Genomic DNA, 11,829 nt, shown 5'->3' with positions numbered 1-11,829 from the left:
CGATCCATCAGGATTCGGGGCGTTCGTCGTCTTCGCCGACGTCCGACGCAGGGCTGATCGCCGTCGTATCGTCAGGACGGTAGGCGTCGTGTGACAGGAATTCCTCGTACACGACGCTTCGCTCTGATGTACGCGGCCGGCGTCGATCCGAACACCTGACGGAACGACTTTATGAAGCCGGTGGCGGTCGAGTACCCGATGAGCTCGGATGTCTCCTGCACCGAATGACCATCGCTCAGGAGGCGCTCGGAGGCGTAGATGCGAGCACGGGTGCGCCACTGGCTGAAGGTGAGGCCGGAGTCCGCGACGAAGGCACGCAGCAGGGTCTTGGTGCTGACTCCGAACTCTGCGGCCCAGGCCTCGAGTTCTCTCCCGTCCTGCGGGTCGTCGAGGATCGTCTCCGCGATTCTGCGGGCGCGCGGTTCGGCTGGTACGGCGAGTGCATCATAGGTCTCCGTCGTCGACGAGAGGACCTCGCGGAGCAGGGTGATCGATGCATCCAGCCGCGCCTGATCGACGTCCCTCGTACAGAGACTCTCCACGATCGCGGTGACGATCGGGTCGGCGGGGAGGACCAGAGGGCGGCTCCAGCGCTCCTGCGGTGCTCGAAGAGACGGGTCGAGGTACAGGCTGAACATCTCCTCGACCCCTGCCATCTGCATCTCGTGCTCGGACAGAGCGGGGATCCACGCGAGATGGTCGCCGTGCAGATGCCACTGGGAGTCTCCGACGCTGACCCGGACTCCGCCCGGGATCCATGCCAGTTGATCGGCGTCGTGAGTATGCGGCTCGAAGTACTGATCGGGGAGCACCGTCTCTCGGTACGCGGCGAGATTCTCGTATGTCCTACCAGGCACAGTCGTTCGTTCTCCAACGCAGATCCAGGCTTCGAATAATACTCAACGGACAACGCGTGCGATGAATGCGATGATCCATGTCTTTTCATGATGGTAGCGATTTAGGTAAGCCTTCACTATGTTTGGGGCTCGTCACCTGTGCATTCCACCCGAGGAGTCCCATGTCCCGTCCGTTCCGGCGCGCCTCGCGCGCGGCCATCGCGCTCATCGCGCTCACCGTCGTCGCCTCGTCGCTGGCTTCCTGCGCGGCGGCGCAGGACACCGATGGCGGGACCGCGCAGCAGGCGTCCGGCGCGTATCCGGTCGAGGTCCAGCATGCCTATGGCGAGACCGAGATCGCGTCGAAACCCGAGCGCATCGTCACGCTCGGCTGGTACTCGCAGGATGTCGTCGCCGCTCTGGGCGAGGTGCCGGTCGGCGTCGAGGATTTCAGCTGGGGAAACGTCGACGCCTACCTCCCCTGGTTCGCCGACAGGGTCGATGATCTCGGCGGCGAGCTCCCCGAGATCATCGAGTTCACGGACGCCGGTGAGTACGACTTCGAGCAGATCCTCGCGCTCGCCCCCGACGTGATCCTCGCCAACCACTCGGGGATCAGTGAGACCGACTACAAGCGACTGAGCGAGATCGCGCCGACCATCGCGTTCGCGACATCGACCTGGGCCTCGGATCGAGAGGACCTCACGCTCACGATCGGCACGGTGCTCGACAAGGAGGACGAGGCGCAGAAGCTCCTCGACGACGCGGACGCAGCGATCGCCGCCGCGGCCGAGGCGCACCCGGAGTTCCGTGGAGTCGTCTTCAGCTACGGATGGTTCCTCGGAGAGGGGGAGACCTCGCTGGGACTCTACCTGCCTCGCGATCCTCGCGTCCCTCTCATCGAACAGCTGGGCTTCACCGGCTCCCCTGACGTGGCCGATCTGTCAGGCACCACCAAGGAGTTCTACGCCGACGTCAGCCTCGAGAAGCTCGGCGACATCGACTCGCAGTTCCACATCGGATGGGCCAACACGACCGACGACGTCGAGCACACGATCTCCGACCCGCTCGTCTCGCGCTGGGCGCCGATCGCCGCCGGTTCCTACTACTTCTTCACCGATCAGCGTCTCGCCTGGGCGACAACGGCGCCGAGCGTCCTGAGCATCCCCTCGACGATCGATGACGTCGCCGACGCGCTCGCCGACGCCCTCCCCGCATCGAACTGACCGGATGACGATGGTGTCGGAGCGTGAGACGGAGCGTCTCACGACGTCCCGAGGTGCGGCGGCGCGCGCCGGCGGTGTGGTGGTCGCAGTGCTGGTGCTCGGCGTCGCCGTTCTCCTGAGCCTGATGGTCGGTGCCAAGGCGCTCGCCCCTGGCACCGTGATCGCGGCGCTGTTCGATTTCGACGGATCCGATGCGCAGGCGATCGTGCGCGACGCTCGCCTTCCGCGCACGATCGTCGGCCTGGTCGTCGGGCCGGCGCTCGGTGTGTGCGGCGCCCTGATCCAGGCGTTCACCCGCAATCCTCTCGCCGATCCTGGAATCCTCGGGGTGAACGCCGGAGCGACGTTCGCGGTGACGATCGGTGTCGGCCTCTTCGGGGTGCGCGGGCCCCAGGCCTATGTGTGGTTCGCCCTCGCGGGTGCTCTCCTGGTGACTCTCATCGTGTACCTGATCGGAGCGGCGGGGCGAGGCGGGCCCTCTGCCGGGCGGATGACACTCGCCGGAGTCGCGATCGGCGCCGTGCTCAGCGGGGTGACCTCCATCATCATGCTGAAGAACATGGAGGTGTTCAGCATGCTCCGCTTCTGGGGGATGGGAAGTCTGGGTGGACGCGATGACAGTGCGGTCGTGATCATCGGCCCGTTCCTTGTGGTCGGGCTGGTGATGTCGTTCCTGCTCGCCCGCCCGCTCAACGCGATCGCGCTCGGCGACGACCTCGGGCGCACGCTGGGGGCAGGGCTCGTTCGCACCCGGGTGCTCTCGATCGTCGGCGTCACGATCCTCGCGGGCGGAGCGACCGCGCTCGCGGGCCCCATCGCGTTCGTCGGCCTCATGGTGCCGCACGCGGTCCGCTGGTTCACCGGTCCCGATCAGCGATGGATCATCCTCTACTCGGCGATCGTCGCGCCCAGCATGCTGCTGCTCTCCGACGTGGTCGGGCGTATCGTCCTCCCCACGGGCGAGCTGCAGGTGAGCATCGTGACGGCCGTTCTTGGCGCTCCGGTTCTGATCCTCCTCGCTCGCAGGAAGCGGGTGAGCGGGCTGTGAGATCGGCAGTCGCTCTTGATCCGCCTCGCGTGCTCTCCGTCCGTGTCGGAGAGGCGGTCTGGCGAGTCGAGCTGCGTACGGTCGTCGTGCGCACCGTCCTCCTCGTCCTGCTGCTCGTGCTCGGAGCCGTGGCACTCGCGATCGGCACCTATCGACTCGATCTCTCGCAGGTGCTCTCCGCGTTCTTCGGCGGAGGCGAGGAGAACGTCCGGAAGCTCGTCATCGAGTGGAGGCTTCCCCGGGTGCTGTTCGCTGTGCTCGGCGGCCTCGCTCTCGGGATCAGCGGGGCGATCTTCCAATCCCTCACGCGCAACCCGCTCGGCAGTCCCGACGTCATCGGTTTCGACGCCGGCTCCTATACGGGAGCCCTCATCGTCATGCTCGTGTTCGGCAGCGTGTCGTACACGCTGATCTCCATGGGAGCGGTCCTCGGAGGTGTCCTCACGGCACTGCTCGTGTACCTGCTCGCGTATCGTCGGGGCGTCCAGGGGTTCCGGTTCATCATCGTCGGCATCGGGGTCTCCGCGTTCCTTGTCGGGATCAACAGCTACCTGCTGATCAGCACCGGAGCCCAGCAGGCGCGCGCCGCGATCGCATGGGGCTTCGGGTCGTTCTCCGGCCTCGGGTACGAGCAGCTGGTGCCCTTCGCGGTGGTGCTCGCCGCCCTCCTGCCGCTCGTCGCCGTCACGCGGCGCGGATTCGCCCAGCTCGAGCTCGGCGACGATGCGGCCAGGGCGCTTGGGATCGATGTCGAACGCACCCGACTGACCATGACGGTCCTCGGGGTCGCGCTCACCGCGGTGGTCACCGCGGCTGCGGGGCCCATCGCGTTCATCGCCCTCGTGGCGCCGCAGCTCGCTCGGCGCGTGGCGCGCACACCGGGTCTCGACCTCGTCAGCGCGGGCATCATGGGTGCGGTGCTCCTGCTCGCCGCCGACGTGATCGGGCAGCGGCTCGACATCACCGTCGGGCTGGTCACCGTCGTCGTGGGCGGAAGCTACTTCGCCTGGCTGCTCATCAAGGAAGGAGCGCGTCGATGAACGCATCCCGGTACAGTCGTCTTCACGCCTCGAGGGTGACGATCGGGTACGACCGCCGTGTGATCTCCACCGACCTGTCGGTCGAGGTCCCGGACGATTCGTTCACGGTCATCGTCGGGCCGAACGCCTGCGGCAAGTCCACGCTGCTGCGGGCGCTGTCACGGCTGATCGCACCGAGCGCGGGCGCCGTCGTCCTGGACGGGAAATCGATCCACGAGTACCGGGCGAAAGAGGTCGCACGGCGTGTGGGGCTCCTGCCGCAGAGTTCCCTCGCCCCCGACGGCATCCGCGTGGCCGATCTCGTGGCGCGCGGTCGCTATCCGCATCAGTCGCTGCTCCGGCCGTGGTCCCAGGAAGACGAGCATGCAGTCGCCGAGGCGATGGAGGCGACGGAGGTCGACGACCTCGCCGGCCGGCTCGTCGACGAGCTCTCCGGTGGCCAGCGTCAGCGCGTGTGGGTCGCCATGGCGCTCGCACAGCAGACGCCGCTGCTGCTCCTGGACGAACCGACGACCTTCCTCGACATCGCTCATCAGATCGAGCTGCTCGAGCTGTTCACCGATCTGCACGAGCGGGGGAGCACTCTGGTTGCCGTCCTGCATGATCTCAATCACGCGGCGCGCTATGCGACCCACCTGATCGCCATGAAAGACGGCGCGGTGGTCGCGGAGGGGGCGCCGTCGGAGATCGTGACCGCAGAACTCGTGGAGGAGATCTTCGGGCTGCCTTGTGTGGTGGTGCCCGATCCCATCACGGGGAAGCCCAACATCGTGCCGATCGGGCGGGATCGCTCCGGTCGCGGGTCAGCGCGAACGGCGTGATGCCGCCCCCGTGAGGAGCGTGGCGACGAGCTCCTGGAGCGTCGTGCGGAGGTCGAGGCGGTAGGCGGCGAGCTCAGGATGTACCTCGTAGGCGGCGAGCATGCCGCGGGACGGACGGCACATTCCCCAGACGCCGCCTACCGCGAGGTTCACGGCGCCGGCGAGCAGGGCGGACCGCTCATCTGCGGGGGCGCCGGTGAGCAGGGAGCCGAGGCGGATCGCCCCCGCGAGCGCACCCCGCTTGTATGCGGCTGCGACGTCGGCCGACACGTTGTGCTCGAGCACGATCGAGGCGTTCGAGAGGAGCTCGCACAGGAGCGGACGTTCGGACGCCGTACGAGCGACCGCCTCGGCGACCCTGTCGACATCGGCCGTCGCTGTGGAGTCGAGTTCGCGGTCGAGGACGTCCAGCCATGCGTCGTACTCGCGCGCCATGAGCTCCAGCAGCACTGCCTCACGGGATTCGAAGTATCGGAGGACGTTGGACTTGGCGAGACCGACGCGCCTCGCGAGCTCGTTCAGGGTCAGCTCGGCGATCCGCGAATCCTGCAGCAGGGTGGCGGCGGTGTCGAGGATGCTCTCGCGTCGTTCCTCCCGCTGCTGCTCAGTACGGGCTCGGGCGAATCTCGTGGGCTCTGACATGAACATTCCCTTGATAACAGACCGGTGGTCCGTTACTGTTCTGAACAGACCACTGGTCCTATTATCTCCAGGAGAAGGCTGACATGTACACCGTTCCCGATCAGACCGGACGACGCATCGTCGTAACCGGCTCGAACAGCGGCACCGGCAGAGAGGCGGCCGCGCGACTCGCGGTGGCCGGAGCCGAGGTGATCATGGCCGTGAGGTCCCTGGAGAAGGGAGAGGCTGCGAAAGCCGAAATCCTCAGGAGTCACCCGGACGCAGACGTCGAGGTGCGTCGGCTCGACCTCGCGGACCTCCGCAGCATCCGGGCTTTCGCCGACGGAATCCGCTCGGAGGATCGCCCTGTGCACACTCTGGTCAACAACGCCGGGGTCATGATTCCGCCGCAGAGGATGACGACCGCCGACGGGTTCGAGCTCCAGTTCGGCACCAACTTCCTCGGCCCGTTCGCGCTCACGGCGCTGCTGATGCCGGTTCTGCTCGCATCCGAGTCGCCCCGGGTTGCAACGATGTCCAGCGGCACTGCGAACTTCGGGCGGATCCGATTCGGAGATCTGCAGTGGGAGAGGAGGTACAGCCGGACGGCCGCTTACGCCCAGTCCAAGCTCGCCGATCTCTACTTCGGCAGGCACCTCGCGGCCATCGCGACGCGCGGGGGACTGCCTCTGCTGTCCACGATCGCCCACCCCGGCTACACCCGCACCAACCTCCAGACCGCCGGACGTAATCTCGGACGGGCCGAGCAGCTGCCGCCGATCCGCCGCACGATCCTGCCATCGCAGTCCGTGGAGACCGGTGCAGAGCCTCTGCTCTTCGCGGCGGCTGATCCTTCGGCGGAGCAGGGGGCCTACTACGGTCCCGGCGGTGCACTCGGTCTGGTGGGTCCGACGACGCGTGTCCGGATACCCCGCAGCGCCCGTGATCTGGACGTCGCGGCGAGACTGGTGGCGGCAGCCGAGGGGCTCACGGGAACGCCGCTCCCGATCTGAGCGATCCGGTGGTACCCCCGGTCGGACTCGAACCGACACTGAAGCGATTTTAAGTCGCCTGCCTCTGCCATTGGGCTACGGGGGCCCGTCGCCAGCCTACAAGCGCGACCGGGGTGCGACCGGGTTCCCGATTCTGTGAATCCGAGTCCGAGAAGCCGTAGGGTGGGGGAGTGCTCGACCTCACCGAAGAACTGAGCCCCACACCGGTCGCGCCCGAGTGGGAGGAACCCGCCCGATACTGGCCACGGCTCTCCGCGGCCACCGGACATCTGCCGGCGCCCGTCGCCGTGATCGACCGAGAGGCACTGCGCCACAACGCGCTCGATCTCCTCGTGCGCTCGGGCGGTCTGCCGATCCGCGTCGCCTCGAAGTCGGTGCGCGTGCGCGCGGTTCTCGACGCGGTGCTGGCGCTTCCGGGGTTCCACGGGATCCTGGCGTTCACGCTGCCGGAGGCTCTCTGGCTCGCCGACACGCACGACGACATCGTCCTCGGCTATCCGACCGTCGACCGCGCGGCGCTGCAGCGGCTGTTCGCCGACGAGCAGGCCGCCGCGCGCATCACCCTCATGATCGACGACCCGGTGCACCTCGATGTCATCGACAGCGTCGCAGGACCCGGGAGCCGTCCGGAGATCAGGGTCGCGATCGACGTCGACGCTTCGCTGCGCTCACCGCTGCTCGGGCACATCGGCGTGCGCCGCTCCGGACTGTTCACCGCCGGCGAGGTCGCCGCGTTCGCTCGCAAGGTCGTCGCCCGTCCGGGCTTCCGGCTCGTGGGGCTGCAGATGTACGACGCGCAGATCGCCGGTCAGGGAGACGCCGCAGGGCCGGATGCTCCGCTCATCCGCGCGGTGCAGGCGCGGTCCCGATCGGAGCTCCGCGAGCGCAGGGCGGAGATCGTCGCCGCGACCGCTCCCATCGCGCCGCTCGAGTTCCTCAACGGCGGCGGCACCGGCTCACTCGAGTTCACGGGCAGCGACGAGTCGCTCACGGAGGCGAGTGCGGGCAGCGGTCTGCTCGGCGGGCACCTGTTCGACGGGTACCGCTCCTTCCGCCCTGCCCCGGCGGCAGCCTTCGCGTTCGACGTGGTGCGCAGACCGACCGCCGACATCGCGACCGTGCTGGGCGGCGGATGGATCGCCTCCGGGCCGCCCGTGGCGTCCCGCCAGCCGCTTCCCGTGTGGCCGGAGGGTCTGCGCACGATGCCGCGCGAGGCCGCGGGAGAGGTGCAGACACCGTTGCAGGGGAGAGCGGCGACGACTCTCGGCGTCGGCGACCGCGTCTGGTTCCGCCACTCCAAGAGCGGAGAAGCCGCGGAGCGCATCGACGCGTACCACCTCGTCTCCGGCGACGAGATCATCGACGAGCTGCCCACGTACCGGGGAGAGGGAAAGGCGTTCCTGTGACGAGAATCGGCGGCACCTGGCAGAACTGGGCGCGCTCGGCATCCGTGAAGCCCCTCAGAGTGGAGCGTCCGCGCTCTCCCGAGGGTGTGCAGCGCGCGGTCACCGCTGCGGTCTCGCAGGGCCTGACGGTGAAGGCGGTGGGGGCAGGCCACAGCTTCACCGGCATCGCCGTCGCTCCCGGGGTGCTGCTGGAGCTCGACGACCTGCAAGGACTGGTGTCGGCGGATGCCGCGACCGGTCGCGTTACGCTGCTCGCGGGCACCAGACTGCACCGGATTCCCGCGCTGCTCGCGCCCTACGGGCTCGCGATGCAGAACCTGGGGGACATCGACCGGCAGTCGATCTCCGGAGCCATCTCGACCGGCACCCATGGAACCGGCGTCGGATACGGCGGACTCGCCACCCAGGTGGTCGGCGTCACGATGATCACCGCCGCCGGAGAGTTCCTCCGCATCGACGAGCAGCAGAACGCCGAGATGCTCCCCGCCGTGGCCCTCGGGCTCGGCGCACTCGGCATCCTCGTCGAGGTCACGCTGCAGTGCGTGCCCGCGTTCGTCATGACCGCGATCGACGAGCCGGCTCCGCTGGACGACGTGCTCGCCACGATCGACGAGCGCGCCGCCTCATCCGATCACTTCGAGTTCTACTGGTTCCCGCACACGGACGTCGCCCTCACCAAGAGGCAGACGCGGCTTCCCGAGTCGACGCGCCGTGAGCCGCTCCCTCCCGTCGGGCGGTGGATCGACGAGACCCTGCTCTCCAACGGCGTGTACCGCGTGGTCTGCGCGGCCGGTCAGGCCGTGCCCTCGATCACGCCGCCGTTCAGCAGGCTCGCGGTGAAGCTCACGGGCGACCGCACGTACACCGATCTCTCGCACCGCGTGCTCACGCAGAGCCGCACGGTGCGCTTCCGCGAGATGGAGTACGCGCTGCCGGTCGAGAACGTGGTTCCGGCCTTCCGTGCCGTGCAGGAGCTGATCCGGGAGCGCGGATGGCGGATCGAGTTCCCCATCGAGGTGCGCTTCGCCCAGGAGGACGACCGCTGGCTGTCGACCGCCCACGGACGCGCGTCCGGCTACATCGCCGTGCACCGCTACTGGCGCGCCGACCCGACCCCGTACTTCGAGGCGGTCGAGCAGATCATGGTCGAGTACGGAGGGCGTCCGCACTGGGGCAAGCTGCACACGCGCACCGCGGATCAGCTGCGCGAGAGCTACCCGCGATTCAACGACTTCACGGCACTGCGTGACCGCCTCGACCCCGAGCGGCGCTTCGCCAACCGCTACCTCGACCGCGTGCTCGGCGCCTGACCCCACCGCGCGGCGTACCCAGTCGACGCGCAGAGAGCGTCGATAGGATGGGGACAAAACGAGGAAGGGTGGGGCTCTGATGGAATGGCTCGTACCGGTACTGATCATCGTCGGTCTGGTTCTGCTCATCGGAATCTATCTCTGGGCGACGTACAACTCGCTGGTGCAGCTCAACGTCCGCGTCGATGAGGCCTGGAGCGGCATCACGGTGCAGCTCAAGAGACGCGCGGATCTCATCCCCAACCTCATCGAGACCGTCAAGGGCTACGCGTCTCACGAGAAGGCCGTCTTCGAGAACGTCACCCGTGCGCGTGCGGAGACGCTGTCGGCGGGCGGACCGGGCGAAGCCGGCATCGCCGAAGGCCACCTGCAGCAGGCGCTGCGCAGCCTGTTCGCGGTCGCCGAGGCGTACCCGCAGCTGCAGGCCAGCCAGAACTTCCTCCAGGTGCAGCAGTCGCTCGTCGACACGGAAGACAAGATCCAGGCCGCGCGACGCTTCTACAACGGCGGGGTGCGCGAGCTGAACACCAAGATCAAGGTGTTCCCGAACAACCTCTTCGCCAAAGGCCTCGGCTTCACCGAGCGCGAGTTCTTCGAGGTGGCCGACAGCGGAGCGATCTCCGAGCCTCCGCGCGTGCAGTTCTGACGCCTCGCTGGGATCTGACGCCTCGCCAGACTGTGGCGCTTCACGGGGCGGTGTTGTCCCGCCGGATCTGACGGCTCACCAGATGCGGTGCCGTGCGGCATCCGACGCCTCACCACACGGAGAGGTCGACGGCGCTGTCGGTGACCTTCGCGTCGCCGCGCACCGCCCAGTCGTCTGTGCGATAGGTCTCGGTGCGCGCGGCACCGTCCTGCCCGGTTCCGCTGACCGTTGCGACGAGCGCTCCGCCGCTCGCCGTGAAGGAGTCTCCGTCCAGCACGAGCGCGGGCAGCTTCTCGACGCGATAGCGGATGCTGCTCACCGTGGAGAACTCGGTGCCCCAGGGGATGCGGATGCCGCAGTGCTCCGGTGGCTCGCTCGCCGTGCTGTCGGCGCACGCCGTGAGCAGGCCGTCGAGCGCGGCCTGGGCCCGCTCGGCGGCAGGGGCGGCAGTGGTCGCCGCAGCGCTCGGGGTGGGGCGAGCGGCGGGCGGAGCGCTCGTCGCCAGCCAGATCCACGCCGCCGCGGCCGCGATCACCAGCATCGCGACCACGGCGCCGATGATCCACCCCGCACGTCTGCTCACGCAGCGCTCTCCCTGGCGTGCACGTGGCGCGTCACCGAGGCGTCACGTCTCGCATCGAGTTCCCTGTGCAGGGCGTCGGCGGCGGTTCCCCAGCCCGACACCGACACGTGCTCCAGGCCCTGCCATGCGGCAGCGAGGGCGAGCTCGGCCGCGATGCGCTCCGCGTCTTCCGCTGGCCGGGCCTGCGGCTCCCACCAGGCCGACTGCACCTGCAGCGTCGAGGCGGCGCGATCGGCCTTGAGATCGACGCGAGCGACGATCCTGTCTCCGACGAGCACGGGCAGGGAGTAGTACCCGAAGCGTCGTTTCTCGGCCGGCACATAGATCTCGATCCGGTAGTCGAGGTCGAACGCCCGCAGAGCCCTGTCCCGGAACCACACGACCGGGTCGAACGGCGTCAGCAGCGCCGCGGCATCCACCCGCCGCGGCAGAACGGCGTCGGCATGGCGCCACGCGGGGAGCGGGCGCCCCTGCCGCTCCCACCCCTTCACGTGCACGGGCACCAGCTCACCGGCATCCGTCAGGTCGGCGATCGCGGTGCTGATCGCGGACCGATCACGGATGCGGTAGTAGTCGGCGAGGTCGGACGCCGTCGCGATTCCCGAGGAGCGGGCGGCGCGACGCGTGAGCTCGCGGATCGCATCGGACACCGCGATCTCCTGCGACAGGATGCCCGCTGGTACGACCTGCTCGGCCAGCGCGTAGGTGCGCTCGAAGCCCTTGCGACCGCTGATGGCGACGTCGCCGGTGCGCCAGAGGTGCTCGAGGGCGAGCTTCACCTCGTCCCAGTCCCACCAGGTGCCGCGTTCGCGCGGAGCGTCGGCCCTGATGTCAGCTGGCCGCAGCGGACCGCGTGCCCGCAGCTCGTCCTGCACCCACGCGAGCGTTCGGGCATTGCCGGCAGCCCAGGAATCGGGGTTCGAGAGCCGCTTCCGGAAGTACTCGCGCCGGAAGCGCCACAGCGGCCAGTCCTCGATCGGCATGAAGGTGGCCTCGTGAGCGAGGTACTCGACGTAGTGGGTCGTGCGAGACAGGAAGACCCGATCGAGCAGCGCCGGATCGTACGCCCCGAGGCGCGAGAACAGCGGCATGTAGTGCGACCGTGCGAACACGTTGACCGAGTCGATCTGCAGCGCGCCGAGCCGCCCCATGACGGTGTGCAGGTGGCGGGCGGAGACGGATGCCGGGCGCGAGCGCGTGAAGCCCTGCGCGGCGAGAGCGATCCGTCTGGCCTGGGCGGCGCTGAGGGTGTCTGTCACGTCGCCAGCGTAACGCCGGG

Annotated in this window: 12 protein-coding genes and 1 tRNA gene; 8 read left to right on the top strand and 5 right to left on the bottom strand. The window is 68.5% G+C overall.

What is annotated here, in order from left to right; all coding sequences use genetic code 11:
• Positions 1-71: 71 nt before the first annotated feature.
• Positions 72-857 (bottom strand): AraC family transcriptional regulator, encoded by a 786-nt coding sequence (locus ACFVRO_RS15050; RefSeq protein WP_386953688.1) that lies wholly within the window; start codon positions 855-857, stop codon positions 72-74.
• A gap of 161 nt (positions 858-1,018) precedes the next feature.
• On the opposite strand from ACFVRO_RS15050, the gene ACFVRO_RS15045 reads away from it, so the two are divergent.
• From ACFVRO_RS15045 to ACFVRO_RS15030, 4 genes are read left to right on the top strand one after another with little or no spacing between them, the layout of a single operon-like run.
• The gene (locus ACFVRO_RS15045; protein WP_386953685.1) at positions 1,019-2,062 is read left to right on the top strand and encodes an ABC transporter substrate-binding protein; all 1,044 of its coding nucleotides are present in this window, start codon (positions 1,019-1,021) and stop codon (positions 2,060-2,062) included.
• A gap of 4 nt (positions 2,063-2,066) precedes the next feature.
• Complete coding sequence (locus ACFVRO_RS15040; protein WP_386953682.1) at positions 2,067-3,110, top strand: FecCD family ABC transporter permease; 1,044 nt, start codon at positions 2,067-2,069, stop codon at positions 3,108-3,110.
• Between the two features lie 29 nt (positions 3,111-3,139).
• On the top strand, positions 3,140-4,150 hold the full coding sequence (locus tag ACFVRO_RS15035; RefSeq protein WP_386953680.1) for a FecCD family ABC transporter permease: 1,011 nt from the start codon (positions 3,140-3,142) through the stop codon (positions 4,148-4,150).
• Complete coding sequence (locus ACFVRO_RS15030) at positions 4,147-4,971, top strand: ABC transporter ATP-binding protein (protein WP_386953677.1); 825 nt, start codon at positions 4,147-4,149, stop codon at positions 4,969-4,971. Before ACFVRO_RS15035 ends, ACFVRO_RS15030 begins: the two co-directional genes overlap by 4 nt.
• Here the strand turns inward: ACFVRO_RS15030 and ACFVRO_RS15025 are convergent.
• The gene (locus ACFVRO_RS15025; protein WP_386953674.1) at positions 4,954-5,613 is read right to left on the bottom strand and encodes a TetR family transcriptional regulator; all 660 of its coding nucleotides are present in this window, start codon (positions 5,611-5,613) and stop codon (positions 4,954-4,956) included. The two genes, ACFVRO_RS15030 and ACFVRO_RS15025, sit on opposite strands and share 18 nt — an antisense overlap.
• An 83-nt stretch (positions 5,614-5,696) precedes the next feature.
• Between ACFVRO_RS15025 and ACFVRO_RS15020 the strand changes: the two genes are divergently transcribed.
• Complete coding sequence (locus tag ACFVRO_RS15020) at positions 5,697-6,605, top strand: SDR family oxidoreductase (protein ID WP_386953671.1); 909 nt, start codon at positions 5,697-5,699, stop codon at positions 6,603-6,605.
• Between the two features lie 9 nt (positions 6,606-6,614).
• Here the strand turns inward: ACFVRO_RS15020 and ACFVRO_RS15015 are convergent.
• A tRNA-Leu gene (locus ACFVRO_RS15015) sits at positions 6,615-6,690 on the bottom strand.
• An 85-nt stretch (positions 6,691-6,775) separates the two neighbouring features.
• Here ACFVRO_RS15015 and ACFVRO_RS15010 point away from each other — a divergent pair.
• From ACFVRO_RS15010 to ACFVRO_RS15000, 3 genes are all read left to right on the top strand, one after another.
• On the top strand, positions 6,776-8,011 hold the full coding sequence (locus ACFVRO_RS15010) for an alanine racemase (protein ID WP_386953669.1): 1,236 nt from the start codon (positions 6,776-6,778) through the stop codon (positions 8,009-8,011).
• Positions 8,008-9,321 (top strand): D-arabinono-1,4-lactone oxidase, encoded by a 1,314-nt coding sequence (locus ACFVRO_RS15005; RefSeq protein ID WP_386953666.1) that lies wholly within the window; start codon positions 8,008-8,010, stop codon positions 9,319-9,321. The genes ACFVRO_RS15010 and ACFVRO_RS15005 overlap by 4 nt, the downstream gene beginning before the upstream one ends.
• A 79-nt stretch (positions 9,322-9,400) precedes the next feature.
• Entirely contained in the window at positions 9,401-9,967 is a 567-nt protein-coding gene (locus ACFVRO_RS15000; RefSeq protein ID WP_105672593.1) for a LemA family protein, read from the top strand.
• A 109-nt stretch (positions 9,968-10,076) separates the two neighbouring features.
• On the opposite strand, the gene ACFVRO_RS14995 is transcribed toward ACFVRO_RS15000, so the two are convergent.
• Together ACFVRO_RS14995 and ACFVRO_RS14990 are read right to left on the bottom strand one after the other, a co-directional pair.
• Positions 10,077-10,550 (bottom strand): hypothetical protein, encoded by a 474-nt coding sequence (locus ACFVRO_RS14995; protein WP_386953663.1) that lies wholly within the window; start codon positions 10,548-10,550, stop codon positions 10,077-10,079.
• Positions 10,547-11,809, bottom strand: a complete 1,263-nt coding sequence (locus tag ACFVRO_RS14990) for a winged helix-turn-helix domain-containing protein (RefSeq protein ID WP_386953660.1) — start codon at positions 11,807-11,809, stop codon at positions 10,547-10,549. Before ACFVRO_RS14990 ends, ACFVRO_RS14995 begins: the two co-directional genes overlap by 4 nt.
• Positions 11,810-11,829 lie beyond the last annotated feature (20 nt).

The sequence above is a fragment of the Microbacterium sp. NPDC057944 genome (genome assembly GCF_042887445.1).
GTDB lineage: Bacteria > Actinomycetota > Actinomycetes > Actinomycetales > Microbacteriaceae > Microbacterium > Microbacterium natoriense.
The sequence above is the reverse complement of the archived record's forward strand: the minus strand, read 5'-3'. Positions and strand labels throughout refer to the sequence as shown.

Bases quoted from the DNA above. Each gene is read 5' to 3' on its own strand.
- ACFVRO_RS15025 (WP_386953674.1), bottom strand. From the start codon at position 5,613: ATGTCAGAGCCCACGAGATTCGCCCGAGCCCGTACTGAGCAGCAGCGG.
- ACFVRO_RS15040 (WP_386953682.1), top strand. From the start codon at position 2,067: ATGACGATGGTGTCGGAGCGTGAGACGGAGCGTCTCACGACGTCCCGA.
- ACFVRO_RS15020 (WP_386953671.1), top strand. From the start codon at position 5,697: ATGTACACCGTTCCCGATCAGACCGGACGACGCATCGTCGTAACCGGC.
- ACFVRO_RS15030 (WP_386953677.1), top strand. From the start codon at position 4,147: ATGAACGCATCCCGGTACAGTCGTCTTCACGCCTCGAGGGTGACGATC.
- ACFVRO_RS15000 (WP_105672593.1), top strand. From the start codon at position 9,401: ATGGAATGGCTCGTACCGGTACTGATCATCGTCGGTCTGGTTCTGCTC.
- ACFVRO_RS15045 (WP_386953685.1), top strand. From the start codon at position 1,019: ATGTCCCGTCCGTTCCGGCGCGCCTCGCGCGCGGCCATCGCGCTCATC.